The organism is Proteus genomosp. 4 str. ATCC 51469, assembly GCF_003144375.1.
GTDB lineage: Bacteria > Pseudomonadota > Gammaproteobacteria > Enterobacterales > Enterobacteriaceae > Proteus.
Genome location: NZ_PENV01000027.1, coordinates 15,200 through 35,623 on the forward strand (window position 1 = coordinate 15,200; position 20,424 = coordinate 35,623).

The 20,424-nt window shown below is 39.7% G+C and carries 16 protein-coding genes and 2 tRNA genes; 5 read left to right on the forward strand and 13 right to left on the reverse strand.

The annotated features are described in order from the left end of the window. Window positions 1-177: 177 nt before the first annotated feature. Together rho and trxA are read right to left on the reverse strand one after the other, a co-directional pair. Window positions 178-1,437 (reverse strand): transcription termination factor Rho, encoded by a 1,260-nt coding sequence (rho, locus tag DK866_RS18750; RefSeq protein ID WP_036939597.1) that lies wholly within the window; start codon window positions 1,435-1,437, stop codon window positions 178-180. Between the two features lie 567 nt (window positions 1,438-2,004). Then, a complete protein-coding gene (gene trxA / locus DK866_RS18755; protein WP_006535838.1) occupies window positions 2,005-2,331 on the reverse strand; it encodes a thioredoxin TrxA in 327 nt (108 codons plus the stop codon). 119 nt (window positions 2,332-2,450) lie between these two features. Here trxA and rhlB point away from each other — a divergent pair, with 119 nt between their 5' ends. After that, window positions 2,451-3,752, forward strand: a complete 1,302-nt coding sequence (gene rhlB / locus DK866_RS18760; RefSeq protein ID WP_109410129.1) for an ATP-dependent RNA helicase RhlB — start codon at window positions 2,451-2,453, stop codon at window positions 3,750-3,752. 3 nt (window positions 3,753-3,755) lie between these two features. Continuing rightward, complete coding sequence (gppA, locus tag DK866_RS18765) at window positions 3,756-5,264, forward strand: guanosine-5'-triphosphate,3'-diphosphate diphosphatase (RefSeq protein ID WP_109410130.1); 1,509 nt, start codon at window positions 3,756-3,758, stop codon at window positions 5,262-5,264. Between the two features lie 78 nt (window positions 5,265-5,342). On the opposite strand, the gene rep is transcribed toward gppA, so the two are convergent. Together rep and ilvC are read right to left on the reverse strand one after the other, a co-directional pair. After that, window positions 5,343-7,367 (reverse strand): DNA helicase Rep, encoded by a 2,025-nt coding sequence (gene rep / locus DK866_RS18770; protein WP_109410131.1) that lies wholly within the window; start codon window positions 7,365-7,367, stop codon window positions 5,343-5,345. Window positions 7,368-7,568: 201 nt separating this feature from the next. Then, window positions 7,569-9,044 carry a ketol-acid reductoisomerase gene (gene ilvC / locus DK866_RS18775; protein WP_109410132.1) on the reverse strand — a complete coding sequence of 492 codons (1,476 nt, stop codon included), beginning with the start codon at window positions 9,042-9,044 and terminating at the stop codon, window positions 7,569-7,571. A gap of 169 nt (window positions 9,045-9,213) precedes the next feature. Between ilvC and ilvY the strand changes: the two genes are divergently transcribed. Next, window positions 9,214-10,101: an HTH-type transcriptional activator IlvY gene (gene ilvY / locus DK866_RS18780; RefSeq protein WP_109410133.1), complete on the forward strand. Its 888-nt coding sequence runs from the start codon at window positions 9,214-9,216 to the stop codon at window positions 10,099-10,101. On the opposite strand, the gene ilvA is transcribed toward ilvY, so the two are convergent. The 6 genes from ilvA to ilvL form a co-directional block, all read right to left on the reverse strand. Further along, window positions 10,087-11,661, reverse strand: a complete 1,575-nt coding sequence (gene ilvA / locus DK866_RS18785; RefSeq protein ID WP_109410140.1) for a threonine ammonia-lyase, biosynthetic — start codon at window positions 11,659-11,661, stop codon at window positions 10,087-10,089. The two genes, ilvY and ilvA, sit on opposite strands and share 15 nt — an antisense overlap. Window positions 11,662-11,664: 3 nt before the next feature. Then, complete coding sequence (gene ilvD / locus DK866_RS18790) at window positions 11,665-13,515, reverse strand: dihydroxy-acid dehydratase (protein WP_109410134.1); 1,851 nt, start codon at window positions 13,513-13,515, stop codon at window positions 11,665-11,667. Window positions 13,516-13,586: 71 nt separating this feature from the next. Beyond that, complete coding sequence (locus DK866_RS18795; protein WP_109410135.1) at window positions 13,587-14,513, reverse strand: branched-chain amino acid transaminase; 927 nt, start codon at window positions 14,511-14,513, stop codon at window positions 13,587-13,589. Between the two features lie 10 nt (window positions 14,514-14,523). Next, window positions 14,524-14,799, reverse strand: coding sequence for an acetolactate synthase 2 small subunit (gene ilvM / locus DK866_RS18800; protein ID WP_075674044.1), 276 nt, complete (start codon window positions 14,797-14,799; stop codon window positions 14,524-14,526). Further along, window positions 14,796-16,445: an acetolactate synthase 2 catalytic subunit gene (ilvG, locus tag DK866_RS18805; protein ID WP_109410136.1), complete on the reverse strand. Its 1,650-nt coding sequence runs from the start codon at window positions 16,443-16,445 to the stop codon at window positions 14,796-14,798. The genes ilvM and ilvG overlap by 4 nt, the downstream gene beginning before the upstream one ends. Before the next feature lie 130 nt (window positions 16,446-16,575). After that, complete coding sequence (gene ilvL / locus DK866_RS18810; protein WP_071788577.1) at window positions 16,576-16,677, reverse strand: ilv operon leader peptide; 102 nt, start codon at window positions 16,675-16,677, stop codon at window positions 16,576-16,578. A gap of 442 nt (window positions 16,678-17,119) precedes the next feature. On the opposite strand from ilvL, the gene DK866_RS18815 reads away from it, so the two are divergent. Then, on the forward strand, window positions 17,120-18,652 hold the full coding sequence (locus DK866_RS18815; RefSeq protein ID WP_109410137.1) for a YifB family Mg chelatase-like AAA ATPase: 1,533 nt from the start codon (window positions 17,120-17,122) through the stop codon (window positions 18,650-18,652). Between the two features lie 46 nt (window positions 18,653-18,698). Here DK866_RS18815 and DK866_RS18820 read toward each other — a convergent pair whose 3' ends face one another. Beyond that, on the reverse strand, window positions 18,699-19,037 hold the full coding sequence (locus DK866_RS18820) for a DUF413 domain-containing protein (protein WP_036939631.1): 339 nt from the start codon (window positions 19,035-19,037) through the stop codon (window positions 18,699-18,701). A gap of 115 nt (window positions 19,038-19,152) precedes the next feature. Here DK866_RS18820 and hdfR point away from each other — a divergent pair, with 115 nt between their 5' ends. Next, the gene (gene hdfR / locus DK866_RS18825) at window positions 19,153-19,974 is read left to right on the forward strand and encodes an HTH-type transcriptional regulator HdfR (protein ID WP_109410138.1); all 822 of its coding nucleotides are present in this window, start codon (window positions 19,153-19,155) and stop codon (window positions 19,972-19,974) included. A 250-nt stretch (window positions 19,975-20,224) separates the two neighbouring features. Here the strand turns inward: hdfR and DK866_RS18830 are convergent. Together DK866_RS18830 and DK866_RS18835 are read right to left on the reverse strand one after the other, a co-directional pair. Further along, window positions 20,225-20,300 (reverse strand) — tRNA-Trp (locus DK866_RS18830). A gap of 7 nt (window positions 20,301-20,307) precedes the next feature. Further along, window positions 20,308-20,384: transfer RNA gene (locus tag DK866_RS18835), tRNA-Asp, on the reverse strand. Window positions 20,385-20,424 lie beyond the last annotated feature (40 nt).

A 20,424-nucleotide genomic window follows, 5' to 3' on the forward strand; every position in this document is an offset into this window, starting at 1 on the left:
TACACCCATAAAAAATAAAAACAAAAAACGCCACAATAGTGTGGCGTTTTTATCATATCGTCATTCTAACAAAGTAAACGAGCTTAACAGCATATAATTTGAGGGGATATTACTTATTCTGTAACAGACCACACTCTTTTAATATTTTAATTAGCCCAGCAGCTTTGTTAATAAATCTTATGAGCGTTTCATAAAGTCAAAGAACTCTTCATTTGTCTTCGTCATCGCTAATTTATTAATGAGGAATTCCATCGCGTCAATTTCACCCATAGGATGAATAATTTTACGCAGGATCCACATTTTTTGTAACTCATCTTGAGTCGTCAGCAATTCTTCTTTACGTGTACCAGAACGATTATAATCGATCGCTGGGAAAACACGTTTTTCAGCAATTTTACGAGACAGGTGTAATTCCATGTTACCTGTACCCTTAAATTCTTCGTAGATAACTTCGTCCATTTTAGAACCAGTATCAACGAGCGCTGTTGCAATGATAGTTAAGCTACCACCTTCTTCAACATTACGTGCTGCACCGAAGAAACGTTTAGGACGATGTAATGCGTTTGCATCCACACCACCAGTTAACACTTTACCTGACGAAGGTACAACAGTGTTATAAGCACGCGCTAAACGAGTAATAGAGTCTAACAGGATGATAACGTCTTTTTTATGCTCAACTAAGCGTTTTGCTTTTTCAATGACCATCTCTGCAACTTGTACGTGACGAGAAGCGGGTTCATCAAAAGTCGATGCAATAACTTCACCTTTAACCAAGCGCTGCATCTCAGTGACTTCTTCTGGACGTTCATCAATCAGAAGTACCATCAATACGCAATCAGGGTAGTTATGAGCAATATTTGCTGCGATATTTTGCAGCAACATGGTTTTACCCGCTTTTGGTGGAGCAACGATAAGACCACGTTGACCACGGCCGATTGGTGCCGCTAAGTCAAGAACACGCGCGGTTAAGTCTTCTGTTGAACCATTACCACGTTCCATACGTAAACGATTATTAGCATGTAAAGGTGTTAAGTTTTCAAAGAGGATTTTACTGCGGGCATTTTCTGGTTTATCAAAGTTAACTTCATTAACTTTTAGGAGGGCAAAATAGCGTTCACCTTCTTTAGGAGGACGGATTTTCCCTGCGATGGTGTCACCAGTGCGAAGGTTAAAACGGCGAATTTGACTTGGAGAAACATAGATATCATCGGGACCAGCAAGGTAGGAACTGTCTGCGGAACGTAGGAAGCCGAAGCCATCCTGCAATATTTCCAGCACACCGTCGCCGAAAATATCTTCTCCACTTTTCGCGTGTTGCTTCAAGATAGAGAAAATAATGTCTTGCTTTCTCATTCGAGCTAGGTTTTCTAGCCCCATATTTTCGCCAAGTGCTATCAGTTCTGATACCGGCGTATTTTTTAATTCGGTAAGATTCATAATGGTGGGTTCTTAATAACTCGGGGTAACTCTCGAACTATGAACGTGAATAGTATAACAGCGAATCGCTGTCAGTTTCGTCATGTGTAAAATTACAGATTATAACTTTCTAACATATGGGTATAACTAAAATGATAATGTTAGAGAGTATTAATACTATTAGACCAGTCTGCTTTATACCCAGAGAAGTGACATTCATTGTCTCAATACTATGAGTGTACTTTCAACTTATGGGTTAGGAACATACTTGGAAAAATTTATATTCCCTGAATACTATAGATTATTCTAAGGCAACTTGACTGGTTAGATGAATTCAGATTACTTATATTAAATATCATATTAGATTAAATATCATATCATGTTATTCAATTCTATTACTTTGCACGCTTGATATTCAATATCTCAGACTTATTTAATCATGTCTAATCATATTGACAAGAAGATCCGATATATTATGTAAGTAAGTGGCGCTAACTTATCATGCTTCGAAGCGGACGTCTAGCGGTCAATAACAGAAATACTGACAAGGTCTAAACGTCCTACTTTATTTTTGATATCTAAATCAAATTAGATATTTTCGTCTAAAAACTCTTTTAGTTGAGTTTTTGACAATGCGCCTACTTTAGTCGCTGCAACTGCACCGTTTTTGAATAAAATCAGTGTAGGAATACCGCGAATACCGTATTTTGGTGCTGTCAGCGGGTTTTGATCGATGTTTAGCTTCGCAACTGTTAATTTACCAGCGTATTCTGTTGCAACTTCATCTAGAATAGGAGCAATCATTTTACATGGGCCACACCATTCAGCCCAGAAATCAACGAGCACGGGGCCGGTTGCATTTAATACATCAGCATCGAATTTGCTGTCAGATAAGTGAAGGATTTTATCGCTCATTGTTCTACTCCAAAGAATAATATTGACCGTACCAGTGTAACATTAAATAACAAAAGTCTGTCTGCATTTCAGCGGATAAACTTTTGTAATGCAACCCATAACTGATATTCTATTACATTATGAGCAAAACATATTTGACAGAAAAGAAGTTTTCCGACTTCGCCTTGCATCCAAAAGTGATAGAAGCCCTTGAGAAAAAAGGGTTCTCTAATTGTACACAAATTCAGGCATTGACGTTACCTATCACTGTGAAAGGTCAAGACATTGCCGGGCAAGCCCAAACAGGAACAGGCAAAACGTTGGCGTTTTTAACCTCAACGTTTCATTATCTTTTAACACACCCTGCGAAAGAAGGGCATGAAACGAATCAACCTCGTGCTCTTATTATGGCACCAACACGCGAACTCGCTGTGCAGATTTATTCTGATGCTAAAGAGCTTGCACAAAACACAGGGATTAAAATGGGTCTCGCCTATGGTGGCGATGGCTATGATGAACAACTAAAAGTATTAAGTAATGGTGTCGATATTGTTATTGGCACAACTGGACGCTTAATTGATTACGTTAAGCAAGGTCACATTAATCTTAGCGCAATTCAAGTTGTGGTACTTGATGAAGCGGACAGAATGTACGATCTCGGCTTTATTAAAGATATTCGTTGGATCTTCCGTCGTATGCCAGTTGCGGCTGAACGTATGAATATGTTGTTCTCTGCAACACTATCTTACCGTGTAAGGGAACTTGCCTTTGAACAAATGAATAATCCTGAATACGTTGAAGTGGAACCTGAACAAAAAACAGGTTTTAGTATAAAAGAAGAGCTTTTTTATCCTTCAAATGAAGAGAAAATGCGCCTTCTCCAGACGTTAATTGAAGAAGAATGGCCTGATCGCTGTATCATTTTTGCCAATACAAAACATCGCTGTGACGATATTTGGGCACACCTTGCCGCAGATGGACACCGCGTTGGTTTATTAACAGGTGATGTTCCTCAGAAAAAACGTCTACGTATTTTAGAAGATTTTACCCAAGGTAATATTGATATTCTGGTTGCCACTGATGTTGCAGCTAGAGGTCTTCATATTCCATCTGTAACGCATGTTTTTAACTATGATTTACCTGATGATTGTGAAGATTATGTTCACCGCATTGGTAGAACGGGACGTGCGGGTAATAGTGGTAATTCAATCAGTCTTGCATGTGAAGAATATGCTCTAAATTTACCTGCAATTGAAACCTATATTCAACATGCTATTCCTGTGAGTAAATATAATAGTGATGCGTTATTGACAGATCTTCCTGAGCCTAAACGTCGTCACCGTCCTCGCCAAGGTCAGCCCCGTCGCAATAATGCGCCGTCGCGAAACCGAGGAAATAATACTCAACGTAACAACCGAAATAAACGCCCGAGTCATCCATAAATTATGCTGAAATCTTCATCACTTTATGCTGCTATTGATTTAGGTTCTAACAGTTTTCATATGTTAGTCGTTCGAGAAATTGCGGGATCAATACAAGTACTTTCCCGCGTGAAACGTAAAGTTCGACTAGCAGCAGGCCTAAACAGTGAAAATGAATTGTCAGAACAGGCAATGGAACGCGGCTGGCAATGTTTACGACTGTTTTCTGAATATCTGCGTGATATTCCAGCAGAACAAATCAAAGTCGTCGCAACAGCCACATTACGTATTGCTAAAAATGCAGATATCTTTGTCGCTAAAGCCTCTGAAATTCTGGGTAATACAGTTCATGTCATTAGTGGTGAGGAGGAAGCACGCCTTATCTACCGTGGTGTTGCACATACCACAGGTGGTGCAGAACAGCGTTTAGTGGTGGATATTGGCGGTGGAAGCACTGAGTTAGTGACTGGTACAGGCGCTAAAACAACGCAATTGATGAGCCTAAGCATGGGCTGCGTGACTTGGTTAGAGCGCTATTTTACTGATCGCACTCTCACTCAAGAAAATTTTGCCAAAGCACAAGATGCGGCGAAAGCGATACTTGCCCCAGTTGCAGAGAAATTACTTCAACAAGGCTGGCAAGTCTGCGTGGGTGCATCAGGTACTGTTCAAGCACTGCAAGAGATCATGATTGCGCAAGGAATGGATGAGTTAATTACCTTGCCTAAGTTGGAACGACTTAAACATAAAGCTATTGAATGTGGAAAGTTGGAAGAATTGGAAATTGAAGGGCTCACTTTTGAGCGAGCCTTAGTATTTCCAAGTGGGCTTGCTATATTGATCGCCATATTTGAAACCTTGCACATTGAAAATATGATCCTTGCAGGAGGCGCATTAAGAGAGGGCCTAGTCTATGGCATGTTGCACTTACCTATTGAGCAAGATATTCGCCAACGCACCCTTCGCAATATCCAACGTCGCTTTCAAATTGATATTGAGCAAGCGCACCGCGTACAACAACTGGCTGAACACTTTTTTATTCAAGTCAGTAAAAGTTGGCAGTTAGATAATCGCTGTCGTGAATTACTTAATAGTGCCAGCGCATTACATGAAATTGGCCTAAGTGTTGATTTCCGTCAAGCACCGTCACATGCAAGCTATCTACTTTCTCATCTTGATTTACCTGGATACACACCAGCACAACGACGTTTATTAGCATCGTTGCTAAAAAATCAAACAGGGATCATCGATCTTGCGCCCCTTAATCATCAAAACGCGCTACCGATAAGCCAAGCCAATCGACTGGTGCGTTTACTGCGATTAGCCATTATTTTTGCCAGCCGTCGCCGCGATGATACACTTCCTGCATTACGATTACGCACAGAGGATGAAACACTCATTATTACCCTGCCTTATCAGTGGCTTAATGAGCATCCATTACGTGCTGAAAACCTCCAAGAAGAGATCCAACTACAGAGTTATGTGCATTGGTCTTTAATGATTGAAGAACAAAATAGCTCTCGTATAAGTTAATTTTTTACTTATACAAAAAATAAAAACCCCTTGAACATCAATATGCCAAGGGGTTAATTTTATCTACCAAGTCTTATGCTATTCAGGTTTATGCTTTGCTAGCATTGCTCTTAGTCCAGCAACACCTTTTTGCCCTTTCTCTTGTTTTTCCTCAGCACTTAATACTTTCTTTTTATTGGTATCCCAATTCAAATCATCTTGAGGTAATTCATAAAGAAAACGACTCGGATCTGGTTTGATTAATTCACCATATTGACGTCTTTCTTTACATAATGTAAACGTGAGTGTTTTTTGTGCGCGAGTAATGCCCACATAAGCAAGACGTCTTTCTTCTTCAACATTATCTTCATCAATACTGCTTTGATGTGGCAATATGCCTTCTTCCATTCCAACTAAAAAAACATGTGGAAATTCAAGACCTTTAGAGGCATGTAATGTCATTAATTGAACTTGATCTAGCTCTTCTTCTGTTTCACCGCGCTCCATCATATCGCGCAAGGTAAAACGGTTAACCACTTGAGAAAGCGTCATAGGTTCATGTAATTCATCACCTTCTAGCATTTCACTCATCCATGAAAATAGCTGATTAATATTTTTCATCCTCATTTCCGCAGCTTTTGCACTACTTGAGGTTTCATATAGCCAACTTTCATAATCCATTTCATGCAATAAATCACGCACGGCCAACAGTGGCTCTCGTTCTGATTTTTGCACTATACGCGACATCCATTGTGAGAATGCTTGTAATGAATTTAAACCTCGCCCAGTTAGCGTTTGGCTTAATCCTAAATCAAAACAGGCATTGTATAAGCTTTTATCTCGAATTTTTGCCCATTCACCTAATTTTTGGATTGTTATCGGTCCAATTTCACGACGAGGTTTATTCACAATACGTAAAAATGCCGCATCATCATCAGGATTAGTAATAACTCGTAAATAAGCAAGAATATCTTTTATTTCCTCTCGTGAGAAAAAAGAGGTTTCCCCCGAAATACGATAAGGAATGCGATTTTGCATCAGATATTTTTCAAAAATACGAGACTGATGGTTACCACGATAAAGTATCGCGTAATCTTTATAATTAGTTTTATTAATAAAGTGATGAGCAATTAACTCACCCGCAACACGTTCAGCTTCATGCTCTTCATTATTGGCGGTTAAAACTCGCAGTTCATCACCATAACCTAATTCTGAAAATAAGCGTTTTTCAAAAACATGAGGGTTATTTTCAATCAATATATTCGCTGATTTTAAAATACGCCCTGAAGAGCGGTAATTTTGTTCAAGTTTGATCACATTGAGTTGTGGGAAGTCTTTTTGTAACAACACTAAATTTTGAGGACGAGCACCACGCCAAGAATAAATGGATTGATCATCATCACCTACAACAGTAAAACGGGCCCTTTCACCCACCAGCCATTTTACCAATTCATATTGGCTTGTATTTGTATCTTGATATTCATCTACCAGCAAATAACGGATACGTCTTTGCCAACGCTCTCTCACTTCTTCATTCGTACGCAATAACAAGGTTGGTCGGCTAATTAAGTCATCAAAGTCGAGTACATTACAACTACGCAGATGTTGCTCGTAACGTCGAAAGCATTCGGCAAAAGTATGATCTTGTTGCGATCTCGCCATTCCTGTGGCTTGCTCTGGTGTGAGCATGTCATTTTTCCAGTTAGAGATTTGGCTCTTTAACTGGGAAAGTAAATCTTTATCTTCTTCTAATAAATCAGCCGTTAATTCTTTAAGTAATGCAGATTGGTCTTGGTCATCAAACAATGAAAATTTAGCTTTAATCCCTAGCGCTTTATATTCGCGTTTAATAATTTCTAATCCCAATGTATGAAACGTTGAGATCATTAATCCTTTCGCTTCTTGGCGACCTAAGGTTTGAGCAACACGCTCTTTCATTTCACGCGCAGCTTTATTGGTAAATGTCACCGCCGCAATTTGCTTTGCTGGGTATTGGCATTGACGAATAAGGTGGGCAATTTTATTAGTAATAACCCGTGTTTTACCCGACCCTGCTCCTGCCAAGACCAAGCAAGGGCCTGACACATATTCTACTGCTTTTTGTTGACCAGGATTTAATCGCATACTTTTTCCAAACTTCATTAACCAAGAACATAACGGGGGATAATTGTAGCAGAAAGCGCTCAAAGTCTTGAGTATTCCCTCTTCCAATTTTTCTCACACTATAAAAACAAAAAACCGTACTCCATTAAGAAATACGGTTTTCAATAGATTAAATTTTACTCTTATTTTTACGCTTTTTATCGCATAAAGCACAACAACAAATTACCCACCAACAGAGATACGTTTCATATCTGTCATATAACCACGTAATGTTTTACCAACAGTCTCAATTGGATGTTGGCGAATTGCTTCGTTGATATCACGTAATTGTGCGTTATCTGTTCCATTATCTTGAACTTTCTTCGCTAAATCACCAGCTTGCAATGTTGTCATAAATTCTTTCAGCATAGGAACAACAGCGAATGAGAACAAATAGTTACCATATTCTGCGGTATCAGAAATAACCACATTCATTTCATATAAGCGCTTACGAGCAATGGTATTGGCGATTAATGGCAACTCATGCAGTGATTCATAATATGCTGATTCAGCAAAGATACCCGCTTCAATCATCGTATCAAAGGCTAATTCAACGCCAGCTTTAACCATTGCAACCATTAATACACCGTGATCAAAGTACTCTTGCTCACTGATTTTACCTTCATATTCAGGATAATTTTCAAATGCGCTTGCTCCGGTCTCTTCACGCCATGTCAGCAAGTTTTTATCATCATTTGCCCAATCAGCCATCATAGTTTCAGAGAATTTACCTGAAATGATATCATCCATATGTTTCGCAAACAGTGGAGCCATGATCTCTTTCAGTTGCTCTGATAATGCGTAAGCACGCATTTTTGCAGGATTAGATAATCTGTCCATCATCAAGGTGATACCACCCTGCTTTAGTGCTTCCGTAATGGTTTCCCAACCAAATTGGAGCAATTTACCTGCATAACCCGGCTCAACACCATCTGCAACCATTTTGTCGTAACATAACAGCGAGCCTGCTTGTAACATACCGCACAGAATAGTTTGCTCACCCATTAAGTCTGATTTTACTTCAGCAACGAAAGAAGACTCTAAAACACCCGCACGATGACCACCTGTTGCAGCAGCCCATGCTTTGGCTATAGCCATACCTTCGCCTTTTGCATCGTTCTCTGGGTGAACTGCAATCAGTGTTGGAACACCAAAACCACGCTTATATTCTTCACGAACTTCGGTACCCGGACATTTTGGTGCAACCATGACAACGGTGATGTCATCACGAATTTTTTCGCCGACTTCAACAATATTAAAACCATGAGAATAGCCTAATGCTGCACCTGATTTCATCAGCGGTTGAACCGCTTGAACAACCGCTGAGTGCTGTTTGTCTGGCGTTAAGTTAACAACTAAATCTGCTTGAGGGATCAACGCTTCATAGGTTCCAACCTCAAAACCGTTTTCGGTTGCACGACGCCATGAGGCACGTTTCTCATCAATCGCTTCTTGGCGTAAGGCATACGCGATATTCAAACCTGAATCACGCATATTTAAACCTTGGTTAAGGCCTTGAGCACCACAACCAACGATAACGACTTTTTTGCCTTTCAGGTAATTTGCTTCATCAGCAAATTCTTCACGTGACATAAAGCGACATTTACCTAATTGCGACAACTGCTGACGCAGATTCAATGTATTAAAATAATTTGCCATAGAAGACTCCAAAATCGTTGTGTATGTGTTCGCTATTATTATCCTCACTCTCCGTGAGGTGTTGCATGACTTTACTATAGGGGATGAAAGCCATTGCTTAAATTGATATATTTACAAGATAGTGTTGCAAAAAATGCAACGTCCTTTTTTATCACATGGGTGCCTGACAATGGATATTCGTGATCTCAAGCTCTTTGTACATTTAGCGGAAAGCTGCCATTTCACCAAGACTGCACAAGCAATGCACGTCAGCCCTTCTACGCTCTCTCGTCAAATTCAACGCCTTGAGGAAAGCTTAGGCCACCCACTGTTTTTACGTGACAACCGACAAGTCACCCTTACTGATGCTGGCGAACAATTAAAGCGCTATGCCCAACAAACCTTGTTGCAATATAAGCAACTCAAACACACGCTAAACCAAAATAGCCCCAGTCTTTCTGGTGAGTTACGCCTATTTTGTTCTGTTACCGCCGCTTACAGTCATTTACCGCCTATTCTTGACCGCTTTAGAGCTGAAAACCCATTAGTTGAAATAAAACTCACCACAGGTGATGCAGCTGATGCAGTCGATAAAGTGCAATCTGATGAAGCTGATTTAGGTATCGCAGGAAAACCTGAAAAGCTTCCTGAAAATATCTGTTTTGAAAAAATAGGCGAAATTCCATTAGTATTGATTGCGCCTGCTTTACCTTGCAATGTTCGCCATCTTGCAACACAAGAGAAACCCGATTGGCTCAATATTCCGTTTATCATTCCTGAACATGGCCCATCAAGACAACGGATCGCGCTATGGTTTAAGCGTCATCGTATCCACAATCCTTCGATTTATGCGACAGTTTCGGGACATGAAGCAATTGTTTCAATGGTTGCATTAGGTTGTGGTATTGCGCTTATCCCACAAGTTGTCGTTGATAACTGTCCTGAGCCTGTGCGTAATCGCATCTCTTCATTGGATAATATTTCAATGGTAGAACCTTTTGAGTTAGGCGTTTGTGCATTACACAAACGCCTTCAAGAACCTGTTATCAGTGCTTTTTGGCGGTTACTCCACGACTAAACTTGCTGTTTGCGGTGACAAGAACAATTGAAATGAAGGATTTCCTGTCTCATCATGATACTCATAACCCAAGTCATCTAAATGTCGCTCAAAACGCCCTTCCGTTTCAGGAAGTTCAAATGCCACCAGCACACGCCCATAATCCGTACCATGGCTACGATAATGAAATAAGGTAATATTCCAATAAGTCCCTAATGTTTTTAGAAACTTCATCAAAGCACCCGGAGATTCTGGGAATTCAAAGCTAAATAAGCGTTCTTTAAGTGGTTTATTCGGACGCCCACCAACCATATAACGCACATGCAGTTTTGCCATTTCATCATCAGATAAATCAGCAACTTGATACCCTGCAACGGTGAGTTCACGTAAAATTTCTTTACGCTCTGCGAGCCCTTGACTTAAACGTACACCGACAAAAATACGTGCATTTTCAGGATCAGCATCGCTATAACGATAATTAAACTCCGTAACAACGCGTTGACCTAAGATTTGACAAAAACGTAAGAAACTCCCTTTTTGTTCAGGAATAGTCACCGCCAATAGCGCTTCACGTTTTTCACCGAGTTCACAGCGTTCAGAAACATAGCGTAAGCCATGAAAATTCACATTTGCACCAGAAAGAACATGCGCAAGACGTTCACCTTTGATTTGATGCTCTTCTACATATTTTTTAAGCCCAGCTAATGCTAATGCACCTGAAGGCTCTGCAATTGCACGTACATCTTCAAATAAATCTTTTACTGCAGCACAAATTGCATCGCTATCAACAGTAATTACATCATCAACATACTTTTGGCATAAACGGAACGTTTCATCACCGATGCGTTTAACCGCAACACCTTCAGCAAATAATCCAACTCTTGCTAATTCAACGGGATGCCCGACTTCTAAAGCAGCTTTTAAACATGCAGCGTCTTCAGCTTCAACACCTATTACCTTAATTTCTGGCATAAGCTGTTTGATTAATACAGCGACTCCAGCAATTAAACCACCACCACCAACAGGTACGAAAATACGATCAAGATGAACATCTTGTTGTAAGAGTTCCATTGCCAGTGTTGCCTGCCCTGCAATTACTGCGGGATGATCAAAAGGCGGAACAAAGGTGTATCCCATCTCTTCAGATAGCGCGATAGCTTTCGCTTTTGCTTCATCAAAGTTGGCACCATAAAGCAATGCTTCTCCACCAAATTGACGAACAGCATCAACTTTAATATCCGCCGTTGCCACTGGCATCACGACTAATGCCTTTACACCCATTCGATTCGCTGATAACGCAACGCCTTGCGCATGGTTCCCCGCAGATGCAGTCACAACACCTTTCGCTTTTTGCTCAGGAGTTAGTCCCGCAATCATGGTATAAGCACCACGTAATTTAAAGCTATGAACCGGTTGTCGGTCTTCTCGCTTAACTAAAATAGTATTTTCTAAACGCTCAGAGATTTTTGTCATCTCTTGAAGCGGGGTTACTATTGCAGCCTCATAAACAGGTGCGCTTAGTGCGGCTTTTAAATACTCAGCGCTACTTGGCGCTGAATTTAAAGGTCTAAAGGCAGCCATCACTTAACCCCCTAATTTAGATTTATCACGCACCGCACCTTTATCGGCACTGGTGGCTAAAGAGGCGTAAGCACGTAAGGCAAACGAAACTTGGCGCTGTCTATTTTGTGGTGTCCATGCTTTATCACCTCGAGCATTTTGTGCATCACGACGAGCTGATAACGTTTTATCATCTACCTTTAATGAGATCTCTCGGGTTGGAATATTGATAGAGACAATATCGCCTTCTTCCACTAAACCAATGACGCCACCATTTGCCGCTTCAGGTGAAACATGCCCGATAGATAAACCCGATGTTCCACCAGAGAAACGCCCGTCAGTGATAAGTGCACAAGCTTTCCCTAATCCCATTGATTTTAAATAAGAGGTCGGATACAACATCTCTTGCATTCCAGGGCCACCTTTAGGGCCTTCATAGCGAATAATTACCACATCGCCAGCAACGACTTTCCCACCTAAAATGGCCTCTACCGCATCATCTTGGCTTTCATATACTTTTGCAGGACCACTAAAGATCAAGTTATCTTCATCAACGCCCGCTGTTTTAACAATACAACCATCTTTCGCTAAATTACCAGATAACACCGCTAATCCACCATCTTGGCTATAAGCATGTTCTTTACTACGGATACATCCGTTTTCACGATCAGTATCTAAGGTTGGCCAACGACAATTTTGAGAGAAAGCCTTTGTTGTACGAATACCAGCAGGGCCTGCTTGGAACATTGATTTTACTTGCTCATCTTGTGTTAACATCACATCATATTGTGCTAACGTTTCTGGCAAGCTTAATCCTAAGATATTACCTACGTTACGGTTGAGTAATCCGGCTCTGTCTAATTCACCTAAAATACCCATAACTCCACCTGCACGGTGAACATCTTCCATATGATATTTTTGTGTACTTGGAGCCACTTTGCATAAATGAGGCACTTGGCGAGAAAGTCTGTCGATATCTTCCATAGTGAAATCAACCTCACCTTCTTGAGCTGCTGCTAATAAATGCAGAACCGTATTTGTCGAACCGCCCATTGCAATATCTAAAATCATTGCATTTTCAAAGGCTTCTTTTTTGGCAATATTGCGTGGTAATGCAGATTCATCATCTTTTTCATAATAACGTTTGGTTAATTCAACAATACGCTTACCCGCATTAATAAATAATGTTTCACGATCAGCATGAGTTGCAAGCAATGAGCCATTTCCCGGTTGAGATAATCCCAGTGCTTCTGTTAAACAGTTCATGGAGTTTGCAGTAAACATACCCGAACACGATCCACACGTTGGGCAGGCTGATCGCTCAATTTGTTCACTATCAGCATCACTGACATTTGGATTTGCCCCTTGGATCATGGCATCAACCAGATCTAATTTGATCAGTTGATCTGAAAGCTTCGTTTTGCCCGCTTCCATTGGCCCACCAGAGACAAAAATAACTGGGATATTTAAACGTAAAGACGCCATTAACATTCCCGGAGTGATCTTGTCGCAGTTTGAGATACACACCATCGCATCAGCGCAGTGTGCATTAACCATATACTCGACAGAATCGGCAATAAGCTCACGCGATGGTAAAGAATAAAGCATTCCACCGTGCCCCATTGCGATACCATCATCAACTGCAATGGTATTAAATTCTTTAGCAACACCACCAGCTGCTTCAATTTGCTCAGCAACCAATTTTCCTAAATCCCGCAGATGCACATGACCTGGTACAAATTGCGTAAATGAATTCACAACTGCGATAATGGGTTTACCAAAATCAGCATCAGTCATTCCCGTTGCACGCCATAAGGCACGGGCTCCAGCCATATTACGACCATGTGTCGTTGTTGCTGAACGGTATTTAGGCATTTTTCACACTCCTGCGATAAAGAAAGCGAGTAGGGAACATCTACCCGCTAAACAAATTTATTTGATTATGTTTATGAATTGATTGGATCTAACCAGCCGTATTTATCTTCTGTTTCACCTGTGAACAGACCAAAGAACGCTTTTTGAATTGCTTTGGTCACAGGGCCACAACGTCCGATACCTACTTGGATACCATCAACGCTACGTACAGGTGTAATTTCTGCCGCGGTACCTGACATAAAGACTTCATCTGCAAGATAGAGTGATTCACGAGAAAGCACTTGCTCACGTACTTCATAACCCAGATCTTTTGCCAATTTAATAATGGCATCACGAGTGATCCCTGGCAGAGCTGACGAAGTAAATGGAGGTGTAAAGATAACCCCATCTTTTACTTCAAATAAGTTTTCACCTGCACCTTCTGATAAATAACCATGAACATCTAATGCTATCCCTTCTTGATAGCCATGACGACGCGCTTCGCTACCCACTAATAATGATGATAAATAGTTACCGCCCGCTTTTGCTGCAGTTGGGATAGTATTGGGTGCCGCACGATGCCAAGAAGAAACCATCGCATCAATACCTTTATCTAAAGCTTCTTCACCGAGATATGCTCCCCAAGGGAATGCCGCGATAATCACATCCGTTTTATAACCAGCCGGAGGATTAACCCCCATACCAACATCACCAATGAAAACTAATGGGCGAATATAAGCACTGACCAATTTGTTTTTACGTAAAGTTGCGCGACATGCTTCCATTAATTCGTCAACACTTTGCTCAACAGGCATACGATAAATTTTTGCTGAATCATGTAAACGTTGCATGTGTTCACGATGGCGAAAGACCACTGGTCCTTTATGAGAATCATAACAACGCACACCTTCAAACACAGAAGTTCCATAATGTAATGCATGAGACATAACGTGTACTTTTGCCTCAGCCCATGGAACCATTTCACCGTTAAACCAAATATAATCAGCTTGCTTTGTCATTCTTTTATCCTTACATGGCACTGAGTGCACTCATGAATCGTAATTTTTCTTTCTGTTGATGTGATACTTGAATACCTGCAACATCAGCTAATTTTGTTAACTGGCTGCATAAAAGTTCTAATGGTCGCTGACTGCTTACAGTCAGGCTTAAATTGATATTATTACTTTCCGTGATATTCATATTCATTGAGCATATATGAAAACCACGATGGCGGATAACTCTCAGGATACGTTCTAAGATCTCTGGACAAAAACGGGCTTCAATTGTGATATTGTGTTGGTTCATTTTGATTTCTCCATCATCTCATCATTACTTGCGCCCGGCGGAACTAAAGGCCAGACATTTTCAGCGTCATCGATAGATACCTGTAATAAATAAGGGCCATCGCTCTCTAATAAACATGTAATTGCATCAACAACCTGTGCTTTTTCTGTAATACGTTGCCCTGGAATATCAAATGCTTTTGCTAAGGCAACAAAATCTGGGTTATCGGTTAAAATTGTTTCGCTATAACGTTGTTCAAAAAATAGCTCTTGCCATTGGCGAACCATACCAAGACGTTGGTTATCTAATAACACCAGTTTAATTGGTAATTGTTTACGTTTGATTGTGCCCAGTTCTTGCACATTCATCATAAAAGAGCCGTCGCCTGAAACGCAGATAACACAAGCATCTGGTCTAGCTATTTGAGCACCAACCGCAGCTGGAATACCAAACCCCATGGTGCCTAAACCACTTGAGGTGATAAAATTTTCAGGTGCATCAAATGTCATATGTTGCGCTGACCACATTTGATGCTGGCCAACATCTGTTGTCACAACGGTATTTTTAGGTTTGGCGTCTGATAATTGTTTTAATAACAAAGGGGCATAAATTGTAGAGCCCGGATGATCATAACGCCAAGCATGTTCTGTTTTTAATTCTTGTACTTCTTGTTGCCAAGATGCGATAGATAATGGCTGAGACAAAACAGGCAACAACGCCTTAGCATCTCCCAATAACGCAACATGCGCCTGTTTCAATTTATTTAATTCTGCATGATCGATATCGATATGGATAACCTTGGCATTAGGTGCAAAAGTATTTAATTTCCCCGTAACGCGATCATCAAAACGCGCACCAACAGCAATTAATAAATCACTACGCTGAACAGCATAATTTGCCGCTTTAGTGCCATGCATACCTAACATACCTAAATAATTGGCATCTAACGCATCGGCACAACCTAACCCTTTTAAAGTGGAAACCACTGGCATTTCAGTTTGCTTTACAAACTCTCTTAATGCTTCCACTGCATTGCTCATGGCAACACCACCACCTACATACAAAATAGGTTTTTGTGCCTGAGCTAACATCTGCTTAGCTTGTACTAGCTCTTGTGTTGGATAAGGAAATTCTTGTTCCTCAGGTAATTCATAATTTGATAAATGGGAAGCATCGGCTAATTGAACATCTTTCGGGATATCAATTAAAACAGGGCCAGGACGACCTTGAGAAGCTATAGAAAATGCCTCTGATAACACTCTTGGTAATTCATCAACAGATGAGACTAAAAAACTATGTTTAGTACATGCCAACGAAAGACCTAAAACATCAATCTCTTGGAATGCATCAGTCCCAATTAAATCAGAGGCAACTTGCCCTGTGATGGCAACAACAGGCACAGAGTCTAACAATGCATCAGCAAGTCCAGTGATAACATTAGTAGCGCCTGGGCCTGATGTCGCAATACAAACCCCCGTTTTACCAGTAGAACGGGCGAAACCGATAGCAGCAATGGCAGCACCTTGTTCATGACGACATAAAATGTGTTCAACACCGCCATCATAGAGTGCGTCATAAACAGGCATAATCGCACCACCAGGATAACCAAAGACGGTTTCAACTTGCTGTTTTCGTAATGCCTGTACTAACCACTGTGCTCCATTCATTCTCTCACCCTGCCATCTTAACTTCTTGTTTAATTTGAATTTATTTTCTATTTAATCTCTTTTTCAAACTCAGGCTCAAAAAAAACCCCCGCGCCTTTCGGTGCGGGGGTTTTTAAGAGATCCGGCTAGTTTAGTTAGCCTTTCTTCGTCCTAGTGCAGCCCCGCACGGTGGGTTAATAATCACCACCACGCTGACAATAATTAGGCTAATCACTAGGACGATAGTATTCATAGTTTTATAACTTCTTTTCTTATTTAAAATGTATGTTTGTTGTGTTTTCTTTCACTCTGTCCTTTTAGAGTTATCACGATATTTTAGAATTGACAACGTTTATTTTGAAAATAATCTCAACACAATGATTTTTATAAATATTTTTATAATCAAAACAACCATTAGAGTATTAATCTAAAAATAATTAATTTAGCAGTGATTAACTCTGTTATTGCTACTATTATTTTATTTTTTTCATTATTGAATTTTATTATTTAAACTTTGAAGATAAATATATATTTAATTAATTTTATATTATTGAAAATAATTATATTTTAATGTTTATTTTCATTATATTTCAATATGTTAATTTATTTTAGAGTTATCTCGCATTTATTTAATACTCCATTTAACACGCAAGAAAAAATAAATTAAAAAGATTAAAAATAATGGAGAATAAAAAATGGCATTGGCAATAATATATACTCGTGCTTCTTTAGGAATTTCAGCACCACTTATTACGATTGAAGCACATATTAGTCAAGGATTACCTGGATTAACATTAGTGGGTTTGCCTGAGACAGTCGTTAAAGAAGCAAAAGACAGAGTAAGAAGTGCATTAATTAATAGTGGATATATTTACCCAGCAAAAAGAATAACAATTAATCTTTCGCCCGCCGATTTACCCAAAGAAGGGGCGCGTTATGATCTACCTATTGCACTTGCAATATTAATTGCATCAGAGCAGCTAACCTCAAATAAATTAGAACGTTATGAGTTTATTGGAGAGCTTGCACTATCAGGTAAACTTCAACGAGTAAACGCTATTATTCCTTCAATACTTAGCGCTTCAAAAGATCATCGAATATGTATTGTATCAATAGAACATCAGACTGAAGTTTCATTATTACCAAATAGATCTGCTTTATTAGCCTCTCATCTTTTAGAAATTTGTCATCATCTAGAAAATAATACGCCATTAATTGAAGCTGAAGAATTTATTATTAATGACGCAATTGAAAATCAAGATAATAAAGATATGAGCGATATAATTGGTCAAAATAATGCAAAAAGAGCCGCAGAAATTACAGCGGCAGGAAATCACAACATTTTATTTCTTGGCCCACCGGGAACTGGGAAAACAATGTTAGCACAAAGAATAAGTACGCTTCTTCCTCCTTTAACCCCTAAAGAAGCACTTGATGTCTTGGTCATTAGTAGTTTAAGGGGGATCACATTTAATGAACGAAAATGGCCTTTAAGACCTTTTAGAGCACCGCATCATACTTCATCTGCGGTTGCTTTAACCGGAGGTGGAACACTCCCTAAACCAGGAGAAATTACCTTAGCACATCATGGGATCTTGTTTTTAGACGAATTGCCTGAGTTTGAACGCCGTGTACTTGATGCATTACGTGAGCCACTAGACGCAAGAGAGATTACTATTTCACGAGCCAAAGCCAAAATAAGCTATCCAGCGAATGTTTTACTGATAGGTGCTTTAAATCCAAGCCCAACAGGGCACTATCAAGGTAATCATAATCGAGCACCAATAAAACAGATATTACGCTATTTAAGCAAGGTTTCTGGGCCTTTTTTAGATAGATTTGATTTATCTGTCGAGATGCCCCTTCTTCCTCAAGGCACACTGATTCATCCTTCATTTGAGGCAGAAAACAGCATGACAATTAGAGCCAGAGTTTTACAAGCAAGAGAACGACAATTTTCACGGTGCGGAAAAGTGAATACTTACCTAACAGGAAAAGAAATTGAATGCTATTGCTCATTAAGTACCAGTGATGCCACTTTTCTTGAAGATACACTCAATAAATTAGGATTATCTATACGCGCATGGCATAAAATCTTAAGAGTATCGAGAACAATTGCAGATCTTGCGGGTGAAGAGAAAATACAGAGAAATCATTTAATTGAAGCATTAAGCTTTCGCGCAATGGATAGGCTAATGATCTATTTACAAAAACAATTAGATGGATAAATAAAAAGGAGCGAAAAAACGCCCCTTTTTACTAAAACTAATGATATTAATCATCAGAGTCGGTATAGTCATCAGATGGATCGAGCTGTGGCTTTCCACCCGATAATGTATGAAAACGTTTTGGACGACTTATACGACTGGTATATTTCTTCCAAATTTTTTCTTCAACCGTTGCTGCTTCTCGTTCGCCACGACACATGGCAACAAATAATTTTTCCGCTTCAGTTGTAGGTTCTCGTTTACCTAGATCAAGTTCATTAAAGGCTTGACCATGACGTTCCAATATCTGGGATTCCTTGATAGTGAAATCGCCATGACGAGAAAAACCACGCGGATAATGTTTATTGTCAAAAAAACGATTAGTCGTGATAAAACTTTCTGCCATCTGACACACTCCTAATTCTCTATCGTCATACTTATGGCGCGGAGTATTAGATAGTCATGCGGTTCTGTAAAACAAAATATTTAAATCGTAACGACAAATTTTTTTGGAGATAGATGTGGATACCGAATTACTGAAAACCTTTTTGGAAGTCAGTAAGACTAGACACTTTGGCCGAGCCGCTGAATCTCTTTATTTAACGCAATCTGCGGTTAGTTTTAGAATACGGCAATTAGAAACACAATTAGGCACAAATCTGTTTACCCGCCACCGCAATAATATCCGCCTCACTGTTGCTGGTGAAAGGCTTATTCCTTATGCTGAATCGTTAATGAATACATGGCTTTTAGCTAAAAAAGAAATTAGCCATGCATCTCAACATTCTGAGTTATCAATTGGCGCCACAGCATCACTCTGGGAAGCTTATCTAACATCTTGGTTACAGGAATCTTATCTAGAAAGAAAAGAGCTCAGAATCGAATCTAGAGTCTCTACGAGGCAATCTCTTGTAAAACAACTTCATGCAAGAGAACTTGATCTTCTTTTTACAACTGAAGCACCCAAGATGGATGAATTAGAAAGTAAAATTATTGGTAATATTACTTTTCAGTTGATGAGAATAAAATCAGATAGAACAGATGAAATAGCACAATTTATCAAAATAGAGTGGAGTGCAGATTTTCAGTCCTTTCTTCCAAATGGAACAGAGCAAAAAATTGATCCTATTTTAACCACTAATTCAGCAATTATTGCCTATCAATTAATGAAAACAACACATGCTGTTGCTTTTCTTCCCACACATTGGCGTGATCTTTATTCTGATCTTATGCCAGCCTCAACAGATATTGTTCAAAAACCTTTATTTGCTGTTTGGCTAAATAACAGTGATCAACAAGCATTAATACAACAGTTATTAAAACAGCCTATAAACCAACAATAAAGCTTAGATTTCTCTATAGTTATCAATGGATCACAGTAGAATTTAAGCTTATTTTTCATTAATTAGAATAAATAATAATAGTGTCATACTGATATGCTGATATAGGGAAATATGTGTAGTCAGTTTGTTAGGATAGAGCATAATAAATGCTTAGAAAGAAAGCGATTTAGAGAATGACAGATAACAAAAAGCCCAGTTAATTAACTGGGCTACAAAGAAGTATAAATTTTGTTATTACTTAATTGGTAACTGGCAGGGGCGGAGAGGCTCGAACTCCCAACACCCGGTTTTGGAGACCGGTGCTCTACCAATTGAACTACGCCCCTAAATAGTTGGCGGAACGGACGGGACTCGAACCCGCGACCCCCTGCGTGACAGGCAGGTATTCTAACCAACTGAACTACCGCTCCGCGTATTCTTTTCGCGATTAATGTTTTCCAACACTAATGC